The sequence below is a fragment of the Spirosoma foliorum genome, assembly GCF_014117325.1.
Taxonomy (GTDB): Bacteria; Bacteroidota; Bacteroidia; order Cytophagales; family Spirosomataceae; genus Spirosoma; species Spirosoma foliorum.
Window position 1 is genome coordinate 5,841,558 of the sequence record NZ_CP059732.1, and the last position, 24,137, is coordinate 5,865,694.

At 46.6% G+C, this 24,137-nt stretch carries 18 protein-coding genes; 7 read left to right on the plus strand and 11 right to left on the minus strand.

Annotated elements, in window-relative coordinates; translation table 11 throughout:
- Nucleotides 1-6: 6 nt before the first annotated feature.
- Nucleotides 7-2,439, minus strand: a complete 2,433-nt coding sequence (locus tag H3H32_RS24710; RefSeq protein WP_240543479.1) for a T9SS type B sorting domain-containing protein — start codon at nt 2,437-2,439, stop codon at nt 7-9.
- Between the two features lie 205 nt (nt 2,440-2,644).
- Here H3H32_RS24710 and H3H32_RS24715 point away from each other — a divergent pair, with 205 nt between their 5' ends.
- From H3H32_RS24715 to H3H32_RS24725, 3 genes are all read left to right on the plus strand, one after another.
- Nucleotides 2,645-3,313, plus strand: coding sequence for a hypothetical protein (locus H3H32_RS24715; RefSeq protein WP_182458357.1), 669 nt, complete (start codon nt 2,645-2,647; stop codon nt 3,311-3,313).
- 74 nt (nt 3,314-3,387) lie between these two features.
- The gene (locus H3H32_RS24720) at nt 3,388-4,194 is read left to right on the plus strand and encodes a sugar phosphate isomerase/epimerase family protein (protein ID WP_240543480.1); all 807 of its coding nucleotides are present in this window, start codon (nt 3,388-3,390) and stop codon (nt 4,192-4,194) included.
- A 216-nt stretch (nt 4,195-4,410) separates the two neighbouring features.
- Nucleotides 4,411-5,973 carry a hypothetical protein gene (locus H3H32_RS24725; protein ID WP_182458359.1) on the plus strand — a complete coding sequence of 521 codons (1,563 nt, stop codon included), beginning with the start codon at nt 4,411-4,413 and terminating at the stop codon, nt 5,971-5,973.
- Here the strand turns inward: H3H32_RS24725 and H3H32_RS24730 are convergent.
- On the minus strand, nt 5,945-6,172 hold the full coding sequence (locus H3H32_RS24730; RefSeq protein WP_182458361.1) for a DUF2905 domain-containing protein: 228 nt from the start codon (nt 6,170-6,172) through the stop codon (nt 5,945-5,947). The genes H3H32_RS24725 and H3H32_RS24730 overlap by 29 nt on opposite strands.
- Before the next feature lie 524 nt (nt 6,173-6,696).
- On the opposite strand from H3H32_RS24730, the gene H3H32_RS24735 reads away from it, so the two are divergent.
- Together H3H32_RS24735 and H3H32_RS24740 are read left to right on the plus strand one after the other, a co-directional pair.
- Nucleotides 6,697-8,880, plus strand: coding sequence for a DEAD/DEAH box helicase (locus H3H32_RS24735; RefSeq protein ID WP_182458363.1), 2,184 nt, complete (start codon nt 6,697-6,699; stop codon nt 8,878-8,880).
- 198 nt (nt 8,881-9,078) lie between these two features.
- On the plus strand, nt 9,079-11,448 hold the full coding sequence (locus tag H3H32_RS24740; protein WP_182458365.1) for an ABC transporter permease: 2,370 nt from the start codon (nt 9,079-9,081) through the stop codon (nt 11,446-11,448).
- Between the two features lie 95 nt (nt 11,449-11,543).
- Here the strand turns inward: H3H32_RS24740 and H3H32_RS24745 are convergent, their stop codons facing one another.
- The 3 genes from H3H32_RS24745 to apaG form a co-directional block, all read right to left on the minus strand.
- Complete coding sequence (locus H3H32_RS24745) at nt 11,544-12,908, minus strand: monooxygenase (protein ID WP_182458367.1); 1,365 nt, start codon at nt 12,906-12,908, stop codon at nt 11,544-11,546.
- A gap of 58 nt (nt 12,909-12,966) precedes the next feature.
- Nucleotides 12,967-13,746: an O-methyltransferase gene (locus H3H32_RS24750; protein WP_182458369.1), complete on the minus strand. Its 780-nt coding sequence runs from the start codon at nt 13,744-13,746 to the stop codon at nt 12,967-12,969.
- A gap of 74 nt (nt 13,747-13,820) precedes the next feature.
- Nucleotides 13,821-14,207, minus strand: coding sequence for a Co2+/Mg2+ efflux facilitator ApaG/CorD (gene apaG / locus H3H32_RS24755; protein ID WP_182458371.1), 387 nt, complete (start codon nt 14,205-14,207; stop codon nt 13,821-13,823).
- Nucleotides 14,208-14,350: 143 nt separating this feature from the next.
- On the opposite strand from apaG, the gene ung reads away from it, so the two are divergent.
- Nucleotides 14,351-15,016, plus strand: a complete 666-nt coding sequence (gene ung / locus H3H32_RS24760) for a uracil-DNA glycosylase (protein ID WP_182458373.1) — start codon at nt 14,351-14,353, stop codon at nt 15,014-15,016.
- Between the two features lie 97 nt (nt 15,017-15,113).
- On the opposite strand, the gene H3H32_RS24765 is transcribed toward ung, so the two are convergent.
- The 6 genes from H3H32_RS24765 to H3H32_RS24790 form a co-directional block, all read right to left on the minus strand.
- A complete protein-coding gene (locus tag H3H32_RS24765; RefSeq protein ID WP_182458375.1) occupies nt 15,114-15,839 on the minus strand; it encodes an N-acetylmuramoyl-L-alanine amidase family protein in 726 nt (241 codons plus the stop codon).
- A gap of 413 nt (nt 15,840-16,252) precedes the next feature.
- A complete protein-coding gene (lepB, locus tag H3H32_RS24770) occupies nt 16,253-17,425 on the minus strand; it encodes a signal peptidase I (RefSeq protein ID WP_182458377.1) in 1,173 nt (390 codons plus the stop codon).
- A gap of 128 nt (nt 17,426-17,553) precedes the next feature.
- Complete coding sequence (gene dapB, locus H3H32_RS24775; protein WP_182458379.1) at nt 17,554-18,300, minus strand: 4-hydroxy-tetrahydrodipicolinate reductase; 747 nt, start codon at nt 18,298-18,300, stop codon at nt 17,554-17,556.
- A 111-nt stretch (nt 18,301-18,411) separates the two neighbouring features.
- Complete coding sequence (locus H3H32_RS24780; RefSeq protein ID WP_182458381.1) at nt 18,412-19,233, minus strand: DUF5683 domain-containing protein; 822 nt, start codon at nt 19,231-19,233, stop codon at nt 18,412-18,414.
- Between the two features lie 110 nt (nt 19,234-19,343).
- A complete protein-coding gene (locus H3H32_RS24785) occupies nt 19,344-20,264 on the minus strand; it encodes a ParB/RepB/Spo0J family partition protein (protein ID WP_182458383.1) in 921 nt (306 codons plus the stop codon).
- A gap of 88 nt (nt 20,265-20,352) precedes the next feature.
- Complete coding sequence (locus H3H32_RS24790) at nt 20,353-21,135, minus strand: ParA family protein (RefSeq protein WP_182458385.1); 783 nt, start codon at nt 21,133-21,135, stop codon at nt 20,353-20,355.
- Between the two features lie 248 nt (nt 21,136-21,383).
- Between H3H32_RS24790 and H3H32_RS24795 the strand changes: the two genes are divergently transcribed.
- A complete protein-coding gene (locus H3H32_RS24795) occupies nt 21,384-24,122 on the plus strand; it encodes an alkaline phosphatase family protein (RefSeq protein WP_182458386.1) in 2,739 nt (912 codons plus the stop codon).
- Nucleotides 24,123-24,137 lie beyond the last annotated feature (15 nt).

The following is a 24,137-nucleotide window of genomic DNA, read 5'->3' on the forward strand; positions in this document are numbered from 1 at the left end:
AGTCGTTCATCGAATTACCTCAATCACGCCCTCCCGTGTAAACGAGTCCGGATAATCGACACTTTTACCCTCTAGTTTATAAGCATATACGCCACTCGCAACGGGCTGTCCCTGATAGGTACCATCCCAGGTTTCCCAACCCGATGGCGACGTCACCCCATTGTTTGCTCTATAAATCGGCTCGCCCCAGCGGTTATAGACGGTTAGTGACATTTGTTTAGCCCCTGAGCCATAAATCACCAACACCTCGTTCATACCATCCTGATTGGGTGTAAAGGCATCGGGCACATTAATTACCGCCGGACTGGGTGGGCAGTTGGTACGGATACGAACTGAATCAGCAGCCTGGCACCCATCCGACGTATGAACTGAAATCGTATACGAACCATATGCATACGCTTTCAGAAACTGAGTTGTCCCGATGGTTTTTCCGTCGCTCGTCCAGGTGTAAATAACATTGGGGATCGAACCAGCATTTAGCTCCAGGTAGCTACTGCTGTTAGCAAAGCAGGTATCCACCTGATGCTGGCTTAGTTGTAGTTTAGGATTTGGAAATAGATTCACAGTGATGGAATCCTCACTTTTACAACCAGTACTCGTACTCAATGCGGTTAGCTGATAGTATCCGCTTTGCCTTGCCAAAACAGTAGTCCCAGTTACCGAAGCGCCGTCGGGTTGTTTCCAACGGAAAGTGTCCCAATCGGCCGTAGGGGTAGCCCGCAGCATAAGGGTATCACCACAGCCTGAGCGGATTGGATTCGCGAACGGGAAAGGAGGTGGTGGAGAAAAAGTTACCGTCAATTCTTTTTCCGAAAAGCAGGTTCCATCGTCGGGATCAACGACTCGTACCCGAAACGTCTGACTACCCGTAATCTTAGAAACAATCAGCGAATCCAGTTGATCTCGTGGTGGTGAAATACCGAATCCAGTCCACTGAACAGCGCCACCACTAGCATGGGCATTGAGTAAAAAAGCACCACAGGAATCGGGAACGGCCTTAGCGGTCGGATTTGCTTCAACCAGAACGACCTTAATTTCATTGGAGGTTATCTGTATATCCTGGCATTTAGTTTCCCGTATTTTAAGCGTGTACGTGCCTGTTTTAGTCGGTTTCAGCGTCGCTTTATCACCACCAGCAGCCGCAACACCATCAACATACCATTGGTAGAGCAGGTAATTCGGGTCGAGGTTAACCACCTTCGATTCCAGCAAAAAATTATTACAGCCGCCGGGCTTTTTCAGCGAGATACTAAGTTCAGGCGGTAACAAGACTACCTCATCGAGCAGAAATGGCAAACCCGCCATCGCTTTTCGGCCGCTCAAACTAACACCCTGCGACACTAACCCGCAGCCCGTTCCCGATTGATTCGGTTGATTAATCGCTAACAAATACGCTTCTCCGGGTACAGCTCCGTAAATTTTCCCATCAAGTCCAATTTGCAAAGCGCCAATACCGGGCGAATAGGTCGTTTGCCCCTGCACAGTCAGCGTTGCATTGACCGACAAGCTGGCCACATTAATCTGCTGTATATTTTTACTGAACATGGACGAAAGATACAGCAAGCTGTTATCAGGCGAGAATTCGACGCCATATGCCCCCATTGTTTCAACAGTCTCTAGCTTCACGGGGTTCGAGATAACTCCCGTTTTGTTGTCGAAATTAAACACTTCCAGAAACCCACCTTGTATACTATCCGAAACGGCTACGGCCAGTTTCCGCCCATCATGCGACGGCTTCATATAGCCTTTATTCTGCTGACGCGCACTATGTCCGGCTCCCGACAATGATTGATGCGTACTGCCAACGCTGTATAGTGAAGGGGTAAGGATCAGGCCGTTATCATTGATCAAATAAACCCGGAACGTATTATTTCCGAAATCATGTGTAATAACCCAGTGGTTCAAGTTGTTGCAGTGCTTGATAACGGTAATTTTCTCCGAAGAACCCGCCAGCAGAACCTTATTTTTGTAAGTCAAACCGCCCAAACCACCGTTCAGATTCATATCGACATACGCGTACTGAATCCCGGAATTCTGGTTTTGAGTGCCTACCGAAAACACATAAAATTGCTTGGTGCTGTTCTGATAGGGAACAATCAGAGCCGATTGTGTGGCATGACTATTGCCCCCTAAACCAGTAGCACCCGGCATAACGTCATGATTCCGATTCCAGATTGTACTCCCATCGGTATAGAAGAGCAGTTGGCCATTTTCATCCGACATACTGGCGCAACCTTCGGCAGTATGCAACTTGCCGTCGGTCAGAGCGCTCCCGCTAGTAAAGGTAACCCCCGCACCATCCCCAAAGTACCAGTTGGCATACGTTTTTATAGACTGTGCTCGCACCGGACTCCACAGAAAACTCACCAATACGAGCGCCTTGCTTAGGGCCCTTATAGTCCGTTTTCTTAGTCGGAACTGAAAAGAAAAGTGTTTCACGTATATCGATGAGTAAACTTGCTCAAACACAAGAAAGTATCAACAAAGACAAACTGAAATTGAATTTCTACTTATCAATACCTGACCCTTTCTGAGCGATATTAGTTGGATGATTTTCAGATTAAATTTGACGCTGCTTAGCTATCCTTCACAATTGTTTTGTATGAGTACGAACACTTTCAGCCAGTCTACACCATCCCTACGTATGTCAAACCAAATTCAGGTACTCCGCGCGATTTTTTCAGGGCTAATTTTCGCACAACTACTCTGGCAATCAGCCTATAGCCAACCTACTTATCCGGCCTTGCCCGACGAAGATTACTCCGTTTATACAACTATACTGAACGACTTTTCGAAGTGTACGACTGAACAATATGCCTACCGACGAAACTGGCTATTGCTTATCAAAACGGTTACTCAGGAAAAAGGGAAACATTCATTCCGTTTCGATTTCCCGAAGGCGCAGGAAAATTTAGCTTCTCTGACGTCTCCCAAAGAGACATTTTATCAGGAACCCGGCTGGAAAACGTTCATGGCCGCTATTGATACCAATCAGTTTACAAACTATGAAATCAAGCACCCGCTTGAACTAGCCTGCCGTAAGAACGAACTATGGACAGCCCAAAAGGACGATTATTACTTTAGTAAAGACAACCATCGAAGCCGGGGGTTTTATGCCCTTCGCAATGATTATAAAAACTTTGGCAGTTTGATCAGTTTGTCTAAAGTGGCTTATTCGGCAGATCAGCAAAAAGCTTTATGCTATTACTCTGAACTTAGCGATGGGCGATCAGGTGCAGGCTATCTCGTCTTTTTGGAACGAAAAAAAGATACCTGGAAAGTAGTAGGTTCTGCAAGGTTGTGGATTTCATAAGCATCCAGAATCATTGATTCCTGAAACCATCATTTTGGCCGCCATTGGCTTGCTAAACTAAACCCATTGAATTCTTGAAAACAATCTTCTTTTGCCCCATGTGGGGAATGGAAAACCTTTCGTATTCCGAAGCCGCTAAACGCGTGAAAGCCGTCGGTTACGATGGCATGGAAATCTCGGCCGGGCCCGATAAGCGGAAGGAAGCAACACAGGTAATGCACGACAACGGTCTTGACCTGATTTTAATGGCTTTCGGGGGCGGCAGTGACTTTGCCGAACACAAGAAAAAATACCACGATGACCTGCTCGACATCGCATCGTACAAGCCGATGTTCATAAACGCCCACACTGGCCACGATTATTTTACATTCGAGCAAAATGCCGAGTTGATTCAAACGGCAGCCGATGTTGAGAAACAGACAGGTGTTCGTATTCTGCACGAAACCCACCGGGGAAGATTCTCTTACAGTGCGCCTGCTATCCAATACTATCTGCTCAAATTACCTAATCTGCGCCTAACCGCCGATTATTCGCACTGGGTTAACGTGGCCGAATCGTATCTGTCCGACCAGGCTCAGAATGTTAACCGTGCCATTGCCGTTAGTGACCATATTCATTGCCGGGTGGGTCATCCAGAAGGTCCGCAGGTAAACGATCCTCGTGCGCCGGAGTGGAAAGACGCCCTCGAAAGTCATGCCAAGTGGTGGGACGCCATTCGGGACCGGCATCAAAAAGCCAATGCTCCAGCCCTAACGGTCACCTGTGAATTTGGTCCAGCGGGTTATCTACCTACCCTTCCCTATACACAGCAACCTGTTGCTAGTCAATGGGATGTAAACGTATTTATGAAAGACTATTTGAAAAAAAGGTGGAAAGTGTAAGCATGTACGAGTTGTGATTTACAGTTCAGGCTCGTTTACAGTATGATTTTTGCTCTAGTTCATATATTCTCTGCGGGTTGACCATTGTTTATTTTTTGACAGGATTAACAGGATAAAACAGGATTATGGGACCAGAAGGCAATCCTGTTTTATCCTGTTAATCCTGTCGAAAAATAAACTTGTTCTATACCCTGCGTAAATCGTAAATTTGAGTATATGATTCGTATCCTCTACCTGTGTTGTCTGATTTTAACGACTACTCTGCCTTCGGTGCGGGCACAGTTGGCACAGTCATTACGTATTGAAATACCGTCCGATCCGAACGAAGCTGAATCTTTCGACGTAACCCCTTTAAACGAGAAGGGCGTTTTGATGACCATTCGGACGGGAGGGTTTTATGAAACATCGCCCGTTAATTTCAACTTCCAGAAGTACGATATTAATCTCAAATTACTGTGGAAAACGACGTTTAAGCAGGATACGAAATTTAAGCCCATATCAACCTATAACAACGATCAGTACGTTTACCACCTGTTTCGCGAATATGATACGGATGAGTTTCAATTTGTTCGATTACACCTTGACGACGGTGTAATCGAAACATTTGAAGGCCGTTTAATCGACCAGTTTGAGGTTCATCAATTTAAAGTGATGGGCAGTCAGGCATATGTGGGTGGGTATCGTCACGGGCGCCCGGTTGTCATGACCTTTTCGTTCTTCGACCAATCGACAAAGGTGCTGCCGGGCATGTACGTTAATCAAATGGAGATCAGCAGTTTGGAAGTCGATAATGTCCGAAAAGAAGTAAATGTGCTGGTTCATTCTCTCAAACGCCACTGCAAATTTTCGATCAGAACCTACAATTACGACAGTAAACTACTCCGAACTCTGGACTTCGACGGAGCTGAAAAGGCTCTCATTTCCGGAAAACTCTTGCCGGTTAATGAGCATGAATCGCTGCTCGTCGGTAATTATTCGACCGATTGTACACCCTATTCACAAGGCATTTATGTGACACGCATTCGACACAGTGAATCGGGAAACACAGCTACCGACGAGCCCATTACCAATATTCAATATATCGAGTTCTCGCAGCTTCAGAATTTCTTTAATTATTTAAAACCAAATCGCCAGCAAAAACTGCTGGCACGGGCCAAAAAGAAGAAAGACGAGGGTAAAGATTACAAATTTCGATATAGGCTTTTAGTTCACGATCTACAACCTACTGCCGATGGGCTCACCTTAGTAGCCGAAGTCTATTTCCCACAGTATCGGGGCAGTGCGCTGGGTTATGGAGGCTTCTTGCGCGGTTCTGATCGTTACGAAGGCTTCCGGTATACACACGCCTTCATTTGCGGCTTCGATAAGCAAGGAAAACTTCTGTGGGACAATTGCTTCCCGATCAAAGAACTCCTCAGCACCGAACTAACCGAGATGGTGCAGGTATCGCAACAGGGCGACCGCATCGTACTGGCCTACCCCAACGAAGGCGAAATCAATACAGAGGTGATTCAGGGCAGTAAGATTCTGAAAGAATCGGAAAAATTTAAGCTTCAGACCAATACTGAAAATGAGAAAGTAACTTTTTCAGCCCAGGATAATCTGATGGCGTGGTATGGACAGCACTTCCTGGCCTGCGGATTCCAGAAGATTTCCCCTAAACACGTTTCAACTCAGCGGGAAGTATTCTACCTGAACAAGCTGACCTACAGCGAAGAGAATCAGTCCACTAAATCGACCAGCGCTGCGGTTAAAAAAAGCGACGGATCAGACCGATAAGCAGATTCAGTACAATACTAACAACTATACACGTGACAATCGGGAAGTAGAATCCTCCCCCATTTTTCCCTTCAATTCGAATATCACCGGGTAAGCGACCCAGCCAATTCAGCTTGTCGCCCCATACGTACACGATTAGGCCGATGAGCAGAATAGCGGCTCCGGCAACTATGATGTATTTACCAATGGTTGTGTTCATTGCTAAATCTAGTTTACGGTTTTCTGTTTACGGTTGCCCGACGTAAAAATAACTGACGCCTGGGCCAACTGTAAACAGAAAACCGTAAACCTCAAGACCTGTTTCTAAAATAAATACAATATTTATAAGCCCATACTTGCTTTTTCGGCAATTTATACTTAATTTTGCACCAGATTTTACAAGCGACATCCGTCGCGTCTCTGTTTCTCTCCTTTTTACACGCTGAGTTTAGGTCTGACAGAGCCATAGTACGGATGTACAGATGGGTTTCTGGGTGGACGTTCCGCTGTGTCGGAACATTTGCGCGTGGGCTAATCGTCAATCGGTCGTATCGGTATTAAGTCGCAGAGTCGACACCGATCGTTGTTCGTTTCCCCCTTTTGATCAGGGCGGGGGAAAATTGGGTCCTAGTTGGGTCGTTGGGCAGCTTCGTTCGTTGGGCAATTCTCGCAATATCGCGCCGTTCACTGGCACACACTCGTTCTTCGTTTGGATGATTTATTTTATTTAATCATTCCCAATTAATGAAAACGAAAACAACCAAAGCCGTTGATCAGAATGATCTTCAGGATATTGAAAAAATAGCCGCCGAAATGGCCGCTAGTGCAGTTTCTGCAGCTACCGTTGAGGTTAAAACGGCTAAAGTCCCTAAAAAGAAAGTTGCCAAATCAGACGTTGAAGCAACAGTTGAAATCGCTACTGATGATACAGCAGTTGAAACTGTTGTTGAAGGTATTGCCGATAAAGTAGTTATCGTGGCCGATGCCCCAGTAGCAACTCAGGCACCTGTTACTGAGAAAGCACCTGCTGCCGAAGTAACTCCAAAAGTTGATCCGAATCAGATTCTGTTCTCCAGCTTAGATATTTCCCCCGAAATATTACAAGCCGTAACCGACATGGGCTTCATTAGTCCATCGCCAATTCAGGCAGAAGCGATTCCCCCTATTTTGGCTGGTCGCGATGTAATCGGGCAGGCACAAACCGGAACGGGTAAAACCGCTGCGTTTGGTATTCCAGCTCTCGAACTGGTTGATGTTCAGGATCGTTCGGTGCAAGCGCTTATTCTCTGCCCAACTCGGGAGTTAGCGTTGCAGGTAGCCGAAGAAATCAAGAAACTCGCTAAATATAAGCGTGGTGTCCGTGTTGAAGCTATCTACGGTGGCGATTCAATCGAGCGCCAAATCCGGTCGCTTAAGAGCGGTGTGCATATCGTGATCGGTACACCAGGTCGTGTGATGGATCATATGGAGCGTAACACGCTCAAACTCGACAACGTGAAGATGATGATTCTTGACGAAGCCGATGAAATGCTGGATATGGGTTTCCGCGAAGATATCGAGAGCATTCTGGAAGATATGCCCGAAGAGCGGCAGACGATCCTGTTCTCGGCTACCATGTCGAAACCAATTATGCAGATCACCCAGAAATTCCAGCAAGACCCTGTTTTGGTGAAAGTTGTCAAAAAAGAATTGACCAACACCAACATCGAGCAGGTGTATTTTGAGGTGAAACCAAAAGCGAAAGTGGAAGTGATGTGTCGTTTGATCGACATGTACGACCTGAAGCTGTTGCTGGTATTCTGTAACACCAAGCGCAAGGTTGATGAGATTGTAGAAGACCTGCAAATCCGGGGCTATCAGGCCGAAGGTTTACACGGCGATCTTCGCCAGTCGCAACGGAGTAATGTCATGAGCAAATTCCGTGCGGGTACGACCAACATTCTGGTTGCCACCGACGTAGCGGCTCGCGGTATCGACGTTGACGATGTAGATGCGGTTATCAACTTCGATATTCCGCTCGACGAAGAATATTATGTACACCGGATTGGCCGGACGGGCCGCGCTGGCAAATCGGGCCGGGCGTTCTCGATGGTAGGTCGCGATGAAAAATATCGCTTCCGTGAAATCCAGTCGTATACCAAAGTACGGGTTGAGAAAGGCGTAATTCCTTCTTTTGAAGATATCGTTGGCGTTCGTAAGGCTCGTTTCATTGAGCAATTGCAACAAACGATTCAGGAAAGCAAAGACCTGAACCTGTACGGCGACTTACTGACACAACTGCATCACACGGGCTTTACGACCGAGCAGATCGTAGCCGCTTTGGTGAAACGCAGCATGGGTCTGGAGAAAAACGAATTTGCCGACCAAAACCTGGGTCTTGAAGACGATCGTCGTCGTGAGGACCGTGGCCGTGGCAATGATCGTTATGCTGATCGGAATGATCGCCGTGAAGGTGGTCGTTTTGACCGTAACGACGGACCAGACCGTCGGGGTGGTAGCCGCTTTGGCGATCGAGACGACCGTGGTTCACGCTTCGGAGATCGGAATGACCGTCCAAGCCGTGACGACCGTGGCCCACGATTTGGGGATCGTGATCGTAACCGTAATGACGGACCAGACCGCCCAGCTCGCGACGGAGAACGTAAGCCTTATTTCGAACGGGATGACAAACGCGTTCCTCGCGAGCGTGAAGCGAACATGACTCGCCTGATGGTGAGCATCGGTCGTAAAGATTTCGTTCGTCCGGGCGATATTGTAGGTGCCATTGCCGGTGAAGCCAACATTCCAGGCAACAGCATTGGTAGCATCGATATCTTCGACAAGTTCACCTATGTTGACGTACCAAAAGATGTAGCTAACCGCGTTGTCGACGTTATGGAAGGCAATACAATCAAAGGTCGCCGGGTAAATATTGAAGTAGCACGGTAAACCCTGATTTTAGAGTTTATAAAAAATGCCAGTCTGTTTCAACAGGCTGGCATTTTTGTTTTTATCAATTTATCCTGCCAATGCAACGTCTTGACGACCATCTTGTCTTTACGAAGTACTAGCATAGGGCATGGAGTTGGGGGCATAAACTATGACCTCGTTTTTCGCCCTTACCCTATGCCCAACCCCCTCAGCTCTATGCTACGCAGCTATATCAAAATCGCCTGGCGAAATCTCTGGAAAAACAAAACCTTCTCGTTCATCAATATTCTGGGTCTAGCTCTGGGCATGGCTTGTAGCCTGCTCATCATGATTTGGGTGCAGGACGAACGACACATGGATCGTTTTCACAAAAACGACAGTCGCCTTTATCGGGTGATGGAGAACCAGCACTACACGGGCGTTATCAACACCTTCGCTTCAACTCCGGGGATTCTGGCCGAAAATATTGTTAAAGACATTCCCGAAATCGAACTGGCGAGCCAGATGCTTTGGGAGAATACGCCCTTATTTACCGTTGGCAATACCTTCGAGAAAGAGAAAGGGCGCTTTGTACAAGGTGATTTCCTGACGATGTTTTCGTTTCCACTCAAAGAAGGCAATCCTAAAACTGCACTCAAGCGCCCTGACGGACTGGTTATTTCTCAGAAGTTAGCCGATAAATACTTCAAAGGGCAGGACCCAATGGGGAAAACCATTCGGATCGACAACACAGACGATGTGATGGTCACAGGCATACTCGCCGATATGCCAGAAGCCTCTTCGTTGAAATTCGACTTCCTGATGAGTTACGACCGTTGGAAAAAGGCAAACAAGTGGGCACAGGAATGGGGGAACAATGGTCCGCGTTGTTATGTCCTGTTGGCCAAGAACGCATCGATCGATAAGGTGAATGCCAAGATCAAAAATTACATCAAAACGAAAAATAAGGATAGCAACGTTGAGTTGTTCCTGCAAAACTATGGCGAATCGTACTTGTATTCGAACTGGGATGCAGGCAAGCAAAACGGCGGCCGGATCGAGTACGTAAAAACCTTCTCCATTGTCGCCATTTTCATTCTGGCCATTGCCTGTATCAATTTCATGAACCTGGCCACGGCACGCTCCGTCAAACGTTCCAAAGAAGTAGGAGTCAGGAAAGTAGTTGGCGCGTATAAAAACAGCCTGATTGGTCAATTTCTGGGCGAATCGATGCTGATCACGCTGCTATCACTAATTCTTTCGGTGCTGCTCGTACTGCTGATTCTTCCCGTCTTTAACACCTTAACCGAAAAGCATCTTTCGCTCGATTTTTCTAATCCCACCTTTCTCTTACTATTGGTTTCTTTAGCGTTGCTCACAGGTTTGGTTTCGGGAAGCTACCCAGCGCTGTTCATGTCGTCGCTGAATCCGGTTGTCATTCTTAAAGGAGCACTGAAATTCAAAGCAAGTGCTACCTATTTCCGTAAAGGGTTGGTTGTTCTTCAATTCGGGCTTTCCATCATGCTGATTTTAGGAACACTTGTAGTCTATCGTCAAATCCAGTATATCCAGACCAAAAACCTCGGCTATAACCGCGAAGGCCTACTATATATGCCCCTTGAAGGCGATTTGGCCAAGAATTTCCAGGCATTTCGTCAGGAACTGGAACGTGAGCCGGGCATCAAATCGGTCACCTGTGCTCAATCAGATCCGCTCGAGGTAGGTAGTTCAACGCAAGGCGTTCGGTGGCCGGGAAAAGACACCACTCAATTGATGCTCTTTAGCCAAAATGCCATCTCGTACGACTACGTAAAAACAATGGGTATCAAGCTGCTCGAAGGCCGGGATTTTTCACCAGAGTTCAGCACCGATACCAGTAATTACCTAATCAACGAAGCATCGGCCCGAAAAATGGGTTACAAAGATCCTGTAGGGAAAGAGATGACGATGTGGGGTAAAAAGGGGAAAATAATTGGCCTCATGAAAGACTTCCACTATAACTCACTTCATACCGCCATTGAACCCTTAATCCTGCATTTGCAGCGCGGAGCTAACGATACGACAAACTATTGGGGAAGTGTATTGGTGCGCACCCAACCAGGGCAAACGAAGCAGGCCGTCGCGAGTCTGGAAACCAGCTTTAAGAAGTTCAATCCACATTTCCCGTTTAAATACTCGTTCACCGATCAGGAGTTTTCGAACTTATACAAATCGGAAAACACGGTTAGCAAGCTATCCAGCTACTTTGCATTCCTGGCCATTTTTATCTCCTGCCTGGGCTTGTTCGGCCTGGCCACATTCACCGCAGAACAACGAACGAAGGAAATCGGCATTCGGAAAGTATTGGGCGCTGGTGTGCCGAATCTCATTGGCATGCTCTCCAAAGAGTTCATCCAGTTAGTGCTGCTGGCCGCTTTCATTGCCTTTCCATTGGGCTGGTATTTCCTGAGTGGATGGCTCGAAAAATACGCCTATCGTATCGATTTGGAGTGGTGGTATTTCCTTGTAGCTATTCTATCAGCCGTATTGATTGCTTTGTTTACCGTAAGTTTCCAAAGCATAAAAGCAGCTATGATGGACCCCGTGAAAAGTCTACGGGCAGAATGACGTAGAGCCGCAATCCCTTGCGGCTCCTTATCCGGATGGCTTTGATGCTACTATTGCTGACGCGAAAGAGCCGCAAGGGATTGCGGCTCTACACATTACGGCTCGTAATAATAACCGAAGATGATCCCCATTTCATCTTCGCTGGTTAGACCAAAACTGACAGCTTTTGCCGTGGTGTTGTTGTAGGTAATTTCGGATGTAAGGCCTTCGCCTTTTTTCAAGTCGATAGGCGTTGCAAAGGTGATAATGTCTGGACTTTCCCAGTCGGTTGAGGTATAAACAATTTCGCCGTCGCGGGTGCCGCCTTTTATTTTTATCACAAACTTCTCACCCAGCTTATGCATGTGCGACGTTAGTGTCAGGACTTTACGGGGCTTGTCGAACGTAAATGACTTGGTCATCGTAACCCGCGTGTTGGCGGGCAGGGTAAGATTGGTGTTGCTCAAATCCAGTGTCTGAACGACTATTTTCACGGTCGACTTATCGACTGTATACAGGTTAATTTGAGCCTCCCCCTTCATTACCGACGTCGTTTTATTTACGAAATGTGAATTCAAATCGAAGGAAGCTCCGGCAGGAATTAGCAAAGCGGCTCCCGCCGGAAAGGTATAGTCCTGATACTGAGCCTGCGAACCTGCCAGATAAACGTGGTTCGACATCGTAAGAGCCGTCAGTATATTGAGAGAATTATCGGGATTACGTAAATCGCGGATGTCGTTTAGATTGGGCAACGAGCTTTTACTCCGAAAATCGTACGCTACAAAATGGTGGCTACCGCTACGCATCTTGGTTTCGTACCGATTCACATAAATATCCTGGGAGTTCCCCACCATCTTACGGGTAAATAATTCACGCTCAAAATTAGGCTGAACATCGAATAGGGGAACTGCCATCTGGTAACCAGTCCCGGCAGTAGGTACTGCCAGAGGCTCATAAGTCGCTACGGTGACGGTCTTATCTTCCAGTATTGTAACATCAGCTACGTTACCCGTTTTAGGAGCGCCAGCTTCAATCCACCGACGAATAAATTCAATTTGCCCATCAGGCAAGGTGTTACCACCTAATGGCATAGGATTGCCATACTGTTTTCCTGAATGGTGGGTGGCCGAAATATTGAGTTTGTGATACAGCAGGCTTTCCAGCGATGCATAAGGTTTTACTCGTTTGATCCCGTCGGCTTTTGCGTCACTATTTTTAGGATCTACACCAACCAGGTTCGCGTAGGCAACACCTGCAGCCAATACAAGGCCATGTTGGGCAAACGTACCGTCTTTTTCAGACGAATGACAACCCGACGTAGCGCAGGAAGGCGTCAGTATTTTTTGTTGGATCAGGTCGAACGAAGCCACTTCTGTTGGATTAGGTGACTCTGTAGCTTTCTTACTACAGGACACTAAAGTCAACAACAAGGTTGTAATACCGACACAAAGGCCTAAACGTGTATAAGTCAGGAAGTTCATAATCTACTTAGGCACAGAATTGCCTAACGAAAGATAAGTATATTTCCTGTAGTTTCCGTTAAAATTGTAGGATAAAATCCTGTTTCGGCTGCTCTCGTCGAAAGAAAACCAGACCCACCCAGAATAAATCGACCGTTACGATAACTCTTGGATGCGCTTTTATGTAAGCCCATGCCTGCTCCATTTCTGCCGACCAATGAATATCATCAAATACAAATACGGTATCGTTATGGATATTCGTCAGGCAGGTTTCGAAGTAACGAACGGTGGGTTCGTAGCGGTGATTGGCATCAAAAAAAACGAAATCGATCGGCGCAAGCGAAGCCACTGACGAAGCCAGGGTTTCGTCCAGGTTACCCACAACGATATCCACATGGTGAGCACCTAACCGGTCAAAATTCTGACGGGCAATAGCAGCCGTTTCGGGGCATCCTTCAAACGTTATGACATGTCCCCCAAATGGTTTGGTGGCTTCGGCCAGATAGGCTGTGGTTATGCCCAGTGAAGTGCCTAGATCAACAATATTCTTCGCCTGAAATCGCTGAATGAGCCGAAATAACAAGCGACCAAAGCGACTTGACTTCTGCGAATTGCGGGCAATATCGCCAACAGTACGTTGTCGGGACGAATTTATTTTGGAACCAGCACCGAAATCGGCAATTGTAATTAGTTGTCGGCTCTTTCGCAGCTCTTTTCGTAATGACTGAATAGGTTCAACTAATGCCTTCGGAGCTCGTTTAGCCCGAATGACCTCATTGTACAACGCAAACAGAAAAGGAGAATGAAGCGAATGTTCGTCGCGGGCGCGACTTAAATAATGAAGATAAGCGGTAATCAAAATAGGTATGAAGTAGGATGTAGGCTATATGATGTATGGGCGCAGAAATACATCCTATATCACATATCATACATCTAATTAAGTTTATACGGCACCACCATAGTGAATTCCGGAATGCCGATGCGCAGTTGTTTGCCATCGATCATTCGTTCGACGAGGTAGGTACCCGTCATTTTACCAATGCTCGACCGCAAGTTACAACCCGATACATACTCGTGAACTTCACCCGGCTCCAGTACAGGCTGTAGACCAACAACGCCTTCGCCTTCTACTTCGCGAACCGTGCCGTTTGAGTCGAAAATTAACCAATGACGCCGGAGCAACTGAATCGTATACTCGCTGGCATTCTCAATGGTAATTCGATAAGTAAATACATAGTGAGCCTGAAGCGGACTAGAGTAATCAGCTTGATACTCAGTCTTCACGCTAACTTTTACGCCTTCTGTGACTGACGAAACCATAAATTTAGTATCGTTTGCAACCTTAGAACGAAAATTAAGTTGATTAGTTTTGTTACGCAAGAACTGGTCTGAAAATATTTTCCATGAACAGGTTCCAGCATTTATAGGCGTATAATGCCTTATCACCTTTATCAGTTCCCTACATGAACGTATCCATTGCCGAATCGTGGAAAATTTACCTGCAAGCTGAATTCGACAAACCTTATTTCGTTGAACTGGCTGAATTTATTCGGCACGAGTATAGTACACAACGAGTTTATCCACCCGGCCGCCTGATTTTCAATGCATTTGATAAATGTAGCTTCGACAACACCCGCGTTGTTATTCTTGGGCAAGATCCTTATCATGGCGAAGGCCAGGCGAACGGGCTTGCTTTTTCAGTAGCCGATGGGATTGCTAAACCGCCATCCTTAATTAATATTTTCAAAGAAATTCAGGACGATCTGGGCAAACCTGTACCCAAGTCGGGCAATCTTGAGCGCTGGGCCAGCCAGGGCGTTATGCTTCTCAATTCGACGCTTACCGTTCGAGCGGGGCAAGCCGGATCGCATCAGGGCAAAGGCTGGGAAACCTTTACGGATTCTGTGATCAAGCTTATTTCAGATGAAAAACGGAACGTTGTTTTTATGCTTTGGGGGGCTTATGCGCAAAAGAAAGGGGCCGTTATTGACAGCAAAAAACATTTAGTTCTGAAAGCGAAACACCCCTCGCCTATGGCAGCTAATTATGGTGGATGGTTCGGCACCAAGCATTTTAGTCAGGCTAACGCCTATCTGGAAAGTAAGGGATTAGCGCCAATAGAGTGGTAATAATAGGTGGTTTACGGTTTGAGGTTTACGGTGGCTGACGCGAAAACAAGTTCACATGCGTCAGCCACCGTAAACCTCAAGCCGTAAACCATATACCTCAATGCGTTTTATAATCCGTTTGTAAACCAGTACATATCCAGTTCGCCAAAGCCTGCCGGTTATCGGCCAGTAAAAAGCGTTGTTGATCTTTATTGTTACGGATATTGCCCAACTCAATAAAAACGGTAGGTGGATGGGTGTTTCGTACTACATATAAACTGCTTCGGTCCGATACGGTTCCTAAATAGTTGCGATTTGGTTGACTGCGTTTGTAGCCCGACTGAAAGCTTTTATGAATGTGTTTGGCCAATCGCTTGCCTACTTTACTGTTTTCATGATGGTAGAAAAACACATCGATGTTCTGGCCTTCACTCCGACTATCGACATGAATCGTCACCATGCGCTGGTAAGCCTCTTTGTGTTTTCGATGCAATTTATTGACGGCATCGGTGCACTGACGCAACCGTGAAACCTGACTAAGCGGAATCTTCTGATTAGGATAAGTAACCTCGTCATGGTCCAGCTTCAACACGTTTGCATCACGGATGCCATCATTCAGGTCTCGCACAATCATGTACGTAGTTGCGCCGTGCTCCATCAGTGTACGGGCCAGACGGATCGTTACGTCATAGGCATATTCGTCTTCGGGCAACACGTTCTTCCCATAAAGGCCTAATGCGCCCGGATCTGGGCCACCATGCCCCGAAACAAGATAATAAACAGCTCCTTTCAGCTTCTGATCTTTGACAGTCACATGAGCATATTTTGCGCCTAATAATGCCATAGACAAGGAAGCATTCATTTTCTTGTCAGCCTTCACAGTTACCGACTTAGTTATTTTAGGACTGGCCAATCGCGTTTTGTTGACCACAGAATGCTTCGTAAGCTTTGTTACCACTAGCTTCCTCGCAGACGTTGTCCGAGCATGAGCGTGGTTCTTTTTCCCCTTAGCTATTGCCACAGAACATGTTCCGTGTAGAAGAATTAACACTAGAAAAATCCCCAGCCAGATACGGTTATCGTCGATTATTTTTTGAAATGGTGTAGCTGTTCGATTCATGGGTAAAAGATATGTCAACGTGTTGACGTAAAAACGAGCCGATTAGTCACCAAATTGTGATTAAACGAAACCCCCAAATTTGCTACAGCAGGCGTAAACAAATTTGGGGGCTCTGACTAAGCGTACGCTCAGATGGCTTAATCGATCGTGCGGAACAGTCGATTCCAGCGAATTTTATTCCAGATATTGGCCGGATTCGGATCAAGCGACATCCAGACAAAAACAGCTTTACCAACGATGTGATCTTCGGGAACAAAACCCCAGAAACGAGAATCGAGTGAATTATCACGATTATCGCCCATCATGAAGTAGTAATCCTGTTTGAAGGTATACGACGTAATCGTTTTACCGTCAATTTTTATACTTGCGGGTTCTACTTCAACCTTGTCGTTGCCTTCATACAGTTGAATGACGGGTCCGTAAAGCGCAATCGTCTGGGCATTGATCTGGATCGTTACGCCTTTTTTCGGAATCGTAATTGGTCCAAAGTTATCGTGGTTCCATTTGAAGGTTGGCGTACCGTAAATCATGGGAGCCATTTCACCTGGCTTTTCAGACATTGGTTCGATGCCTTTTACCCAATCAAACCCTTTGAATTTATCAATAACTTCTTTGGTGGTATTGATGCTATAACCAACCATAACCGAAGTCTTGGTTGAATCATTATACTGCTCCAGTGGCTTCCAGTTTTCGGTTGGCTGGCTAGGATCACGATAATCATTAACGATATCGTACTTACGGAAGAAATTCGCGTCGAGCGATTCCGTTGTTTTGATGAAATACTTCTGCTCTGAACGTGGCGGAGTCGGGAATGGCTTTCCATTCACGAACACTTCGCGCTGACGTACTTCCAGCACATCGCCCGGAATACCGATACACCGTTTGATGTAATTGGTTTTCAAATCAACAGGATAGTCAATGTTATCGTTGAGGTATTTAGGCGGCACGTTAAACACAACGACATCGCCATTTTTGACGTGCGTAAAGCCCGGCAGTCGATACGATGGCAGTTGAATGGCGGTGCTATAGGATGGAATATCAGTTCCCCAAATTTTCTGGTGTGTGAGTGGCACCTGTAATGGCGTACGAGGTGTACGAGTGCCATAATGCAGCTTACTAACAAATAAAAAATCCCCAACCATCAGGCTGTTTTCCATAGAAGGCGTTGGAATCGTAAACGCTTCCATAAACAGCCATCGGATCAGTGTGGCAGCCACAACGGCAAACAGGACGGAATCTAACCACTCGCGAATGGGTGATTTCTTAGCTTTAGCCGGTTTTTCTTCGGCTCTGGTTTTTACTTCAGACACGTTCAATAATGATGAATTATGAATGATAAATGATGAATATCAAGTTAGTTATAAAGCAATCTGTTAGGCGCTAAATAGACAACGAAATTACGAAGAGGAAACGGTTTTATTTTACCATTCATCATTCATCATTTTTCATTCATCATTCCCAACAGATCATCCATACCAAATACACCTTCCCGACCTACAAGCCACTCTGCAGCAACCACAGCACCCATCGCAAATCCTAATCGATTATGGGCTACGTGCGTAATTTCAATCCGGTCTACATCCGATTCATAGCGAACGGTGTGCGTACCGGGCACTTTTCCTTCCCGCAAGGACTCAATCTCAATCGCATCGTTGCCTACGGGTTGGGGTTCTTTACCGGGTTCATTATTTACCCAATGTTTTTTATTCGGTAAACGCTCAAGTACGCCTTCGGCCAGCGTAATGGCCGTTCCACTTGGCGCGTCTTTCTTTTCGGTATGATGAATTTCGGTCATCGACACGTGGTACGATGGATAATTCCGCATAAACTGAGCCAGGGTTTTATTCAACCGAAAAAATAGATTAACACCAATGCTGTAGTTTGATGCGTAGAAGAAGGCGCCTTTATTAGCCTGGCACAACGCTTCAATTTCGCCCCGATGGCTGAGCCAGCCTGTTGTGCCGCAAACTACCGGCCATCCTCGTTCCAGACAATAGGTTATGTTCGCTACGGCCGACTCGGGCGAGCTAAATTCAATCGCAACATCAACCTCGTCAGGTTCAAGATTAGTTAAATCGGCCTGGTTATCGGCGTCAATGCGGCCTGCAATCTGGTGCCCCCGTTCGAGCGCAATCTGCTCAATCGTTTTACCCATTTTGCCATAGCCAAGAAGAAGAATATTCACTTTAGTTATAGTTTTTGGTTTGAGGTTTTTGGTTTGAGGTTTACGGTGGCTGACGCATGTGTATTTGCTTTCGCGTCAGCCACCGTAAACCTCAAACCAAAAACCTCAAACTTATTTAAACGTAAAAGCTACCCTGACCCCTGGTACCAAACCAGTTCCGGGCATGGGAATTACATTGGGTTCGACGAGCATCGAGATGTCGTCAGTTAAATCAAAAGTCTTTAAGTGAGCCGCCACATTCGCTTCTACAATGTTTACGGCGTACAAAACTATAGACAAAAGAACATTTAAATCCCGGTAACGCCGATAGGTGTCGTACGCATTCTTGGCACCCGCTGATGTGTAAAAGTACTGCCCGCCGATAAGTACTTTATCGGGTTTGATGGGATTTACATAAACCGGCTGTGTTACGTGATTGTCTGGAGCGATGATTTTATCTAAAGTAGCGTAAGAAGAATTGGTTACTTTATCGCCAAAAAGTAAGCGACCATAGCCTACTGCGGCTTCTTGAGCCAATCCCCGGTATTTAAAAAACAGATAACCCATTACGCCATAACCAGCGTAAATGAATGGGATTTTATAATACTGCCGATTATAAGCCTGTCCCAGACCCGGTAGCATTACAGAGCGTAACGTCGCTTTTTTCGGGATGATTTTGTGGATTTGAGCTTCCTGTTTCGCGGTTACGCGCAGGGTATCAGGCTTATCCAATGACGTAGAATCATCGTCAGGTGTCAATACTGAAGTCCCAACCTTAATTCCATTTCTTCGTATCGTAGCTGGAATAGTATCACTCGCTGAACGAATTTGACGAGTCGAATCGGTAGCGGCTGGTGTGGGCGCTGGTTTGATAGCCGGATTCTGCGCCAAAAGCGGATAGGCCGTCAATATCAACAACAGGAAAACAACAAATGTGGAAGGAAATGGCTTCATAAACAGATAACGTCCAGGACCTTCCTGGCTCATCCGCTTGTTTTCCCTTTTAAAGTAATTTAACACGATTACGTCTGCTGGTTTAACTCTACGAGCTTAGCTCCGCGAGTTCAACTCTGCGAGTTCAGCACCTCCAGGATTTTAGTCAATTCTTCCTGAGAAGTAAACGGAATCTTGATTTCGCCTTTATGTTTCTCGTCGGCTTTGATCGATACGCGAGTACCGAAGAGCGATGATAGCTTAAACTGAAGGCTGCGCATTTCCTGTTTCGGCAAGGTAACACGCCGGGTAGCTGTCAGTTCGAGCGAATCTTCAGATAGGTTCCGAACGGCTTCCTCAACCTTGCGCACCGACCATTCTTCATCAACTGCTCTCGTAAAGAGCCGAATTTGCGCATCAGGATTCTCAATATTAATAATAGCCCGAGCATGCCCCATTGAAATCCGATTGTCGCGCAGGGATGCCTGAATGACGGGAGGTAATTTCAGCAGCCGGATGTAGTTATTAACCGTTGTACGGTTTTTGCCGACACGCTCGCCCAGTTCTTCCTGCTTTAGGCTACACTCGGTAATGAGTCGCTGATAGCTTAGGGCAATTTCAATAGCATTAAGATTTTCCCGCTGAATGTTCTCAATCAGCGCCATTTCCAGCATTTGCTGGTCATTCGCCGTCCGAACATAAGCCGGAATATGGGTCAACCCAACAATCTTTGACGCCTGTAAACGCCGTTCGCCGGAAATAAGCTGATAGCGCTCTTTCCCTAACTGGCGAACCGTGATAGGCTGAATAATACCTTGTGTTCGAATGGAGTCAGCCAGTTCCTGCAGCGCTTCTTCATCGAAGCGGGTACGAGGCTGAAAAGGGTTTGTTTCAATCAGCGATAAACTAATTTCAGTCATCGTACTGATTGTCTCAAATGGAGACGGCTTCGATTGTCTGCCGATCGACTCGCTGTCGTGCAGTAAGGCACCTAAACCACGACCCAACCCCATCATCTTCTTATTTGGTGCTTTGGTATTTGCGTTCTCCATACGTAAAAATGTATGACGTATGATGTATGATGTATAATGTATAATTGGCATTCGCAATCACACATTATACATCATACATCATACATTTTTATGCTTCCTGAGGCATCAAGCCATTCTTAATCAGAATTTCTCGGGCCAGGTTCAGGTAACTGACGGCCCCTTTGCTGTCGGCATCCTGCGCCAGAGCCGGAACGCCAAAGCTGGGCGATTCGCTCAGCCGAATGTTTCGCGGAATGATGGTACTAAATACCATCTGCTGAAAATGGCTGGTGACTTCACCAACAACCTGATTCGATAGCCGGACGCGCAAATCATACATCGTTAGCAAAATGCCTTCGATAGCCAGATGCGTGTTCAGCCTCGACTGAATGATCTTAATGGTATTGAGCAGTTTGCCCAATCCTTCAAGCGCAAAGTACTCGCACTGAACCGGAATAATAACCGAATCAGCTGCAGTCAGACTGTTAATCGTAATGAGACCCAAAGAAGGCGAGCAGTCGATAATGATGAAGTCGTACTCGTCGCGAATAGCATCGAGTGTGGTTTTCATCTTATCCTCCCGGTTCTGAAGGTTGATCATTTCGATCTCAGCACCAACCAGATCGATATGGGATGGCAATAAATCCAGGTTCGGAAAGTCCGTCTGAATAATAGCATCCTGAGGGCGTACGCCCTCAACCATACATTCGTAAATGCTGTTCTCAATTTCTTTCGGATTGTAACCTAACCCCGACGTGGAATTCGCCTGTGGATCAGCATCAACAATGAGCGTCTGAAATTCAAGGGCGGCCAAACTGGCGGCCAAATTGATCGTTGTCGTAGTTTTACCGACGCCCCCCTTTTGGTTGGCGATAGCAATGACTTTACCCATGGGTCTGTGCGTTGCAGTCCCAAAGATGCCGGTTAGTTTCCACGAATGCAAGCACTGTTCCACGGAATGTTCCACAAAATTTAATTGAATAGGTTGTAGATTACCCATAAATGACCAATTGGCAAGGTTCATAATCACTTAAACAGGTGAAGCATTGACTATTAGCTTTAGCCAACTATGTTTGCGGCCAAACGGCCGATCAGTGCAGGTTTTCCCTTTATCTCTTGTCAGACGGCCAACCAATTCACATGAAAATTCAGTTTTCTACAATCGCTTGCGGTCTATCCTTTCTGGTAAGCGCATTTTTTCTGGAAGGATGTCATCGATTCAGCCCGACAACTTCCATCACGAGTACTTCGACGGGCTACAAAACATCCTCAGACGACAGTACCTTATATAATCCTAACTCCCCGTTTATAATGCCCTACAATCGCATTATCGACGCTGCGGGAAAATCGGTCAGTTTTGGCGATGCCAGTGTCGAAAACCATAGTCTGGATGCTGTCTTGTTGCCCGATAAGAAAACGCTTGCCGTTGAAGATCGATACGGGGTCGCCTTTTTCGATATTAAGACTCAGCAACTTATTTCCCGCTGGGACTATCGAAAAGGATCGGATATCAAAGGCAGTATGAGTTCGTTCTCCGGCATCAAAGCCATTGTTCATCACGATTCGACTTATATATTCTGGGGAGCGGGTGGCCAGGGCAAACCCAATTCCTATGTCATGCAGGCTGTTTGGGATGGTAAAAATGCCCGGCTTATTCAGCGGATACCCTTTGAGGCCATCGCTCCGGCCACCATTGCGCTACCTAACGAAGTGGCGGTTAAAGAAGAAGCGGGCGAGCTATACTTATATACTGTGCTGAACGGTAATAACCAGTTCGTTAAAGTTCGGGTAAAAGACAGGCAAGTGATCTGGACAGCGCCGACGGGTGTAGCTCCCTTTGGCTTAACGCTCCTCGGCGAAAAGGCCTATATCACCAACTGGGCAGGTCCCGTTCCCGATGCAACCAATGGTTTTGAGACGGCTGGTGTGCCTTGGGGAAGTGCGTACATCGATCCGAAAACGGGCGCATTAGCCAAGGGTACCGTTTCGATCATCGATATAAAACAGGGTAAACCGGAAAAGGAATTAGCGGTTGGATTACACCCAAATGCGATCATTAGCAGTCCTGATCAACGATTCCTGTACGTAGCCAATGGCAACAGTGATTACGTATCAGTAATTGATGCACAGGCTCAACAAGTCACCGACTCTATTTTTGTGGGCTTATTCAACCGGGGCAATGGCTATATTGGCAGCACACCAAATGCGCTGGCCATTGCCCCCGATGGCACCACACTTTATGTAGCCAACGGCATGGACAATGCGCTTTGCGTGGTCAACCTGGGAAGTAAAGCGTCGACTAACGGAAAAGGCAATCCTGAAATAAAAGGCTATATCCCGACTCAGGCTTATCCATCAGGTATTGTATTGAATAACAATGAGCTTTACGTAACAAATCTGGAAGCCGTTGGACCCCGAATTGCCAATCCGGTCGAGCAAGGCAGCCAGGGTAAAAATCCAACCAAAAAAGAGCTAAAAGCCTACAATTCACACAAACAGCTGGCGTCTATTTCGTTTATCCCTGTTCCCGATGAAACGCAGCTGGCCGCGTTTACGGAAAAAGTTAAGCAACAGAGTCTCCAGTTTCGGTTGGCTTTAACCGAGCAAACTCCGCGACCGAATATAGCTCCCCGGCCTGTTCCTGAACGCATTGGAGAGCCTTCGGTCTTCAAACATGTTCTGTACATCATCAAAGAAAACCGTACGTATGATCAGGTTCTGGGCGATCAGCCTCAGGGCAACGGTATGCCAGATTTATGCATATTCGGAGATAGCATAACGCCCAACCAGCACCAGCTTACCCGCGACTATTTATTGCTTGACAATTACCACGTATCGGGAAAATCATCGGCGGAAGGTCATCACTGGGCCAGTGCAGCAATGGTGACTGATTATACTGAAAAAAGTGTACGAGCCTGGTTCAGAAGTTACCCGCACGTGTTATACGACGCATTGGTATACGATAAAAAAGGATTAATCTGGAACAACGCCCTCGATCATGGCAAAACCGTTCGGATGTATGGCGAGGCTTGTACGTGTCATTTCGATCAGAAACAATACGACTGGCGCAGCTTGTACCAGATGCGAAAAGAAAGCAAGCCTTTTTCGTATAGCAATACCACGACCATTTCGCGAGTACGGCCTATACTCGCGATGGATTTTCCGGGCTGCGACAATGAAACCATCAGCGACCAGATGCGGGCCGATGCGTTTATTAAGGAATTGAACGAGCTGAACGCTAACCCAAATGCCGACTTACCCAACCTTATGGTCATGTCGTTACCCAATGATCATACGGCTGGCACTAATCCTGCCTTTCCAGTACCCCGGGCGATGGTTGCCGACAATGATCTGGCCGTTGGTCGCATTGTCGATGCCATTACGCACAGCCGATTTGCGGCCTCAACGGTCATTTTTATTACGGAAGATGATTCGCAGGCGGGTTGGGATCATATATCAGCTTACCGAACCACAGGCTACATTGTCAGCCCCTACTCACGATTGCAGAAAACCGTACATACCAATTACAATCAGACGTCTATGGTTCGGACGATGGAGCAGATTTTGGGTCTGCCGCCAATGAATGCCATCGATGCAACGGCCCTGCCCATGTTCGACTGTTTTTCGGATAAACCTGATCTCTCCTTCAAATACAAAGTAGTACCCAATCGAGTGAATCTGGCAGAGATGAATCCATCGCCAACAGGTTTGAAAGGAACGTCGCTCCGTTTTGCCAATCTATCGATGCGACACGGTTTTCACTTCATTGATCGAGGGCACGATGACCTGCTCAATCGGATTTTATGGTTTACGGCCAAGGGCAAAAAACGCTACCCTGCTGAGTTAGCAGGTGCCGAAGAGGATGACGATGATGATTAATGTTTTTTTGACAGG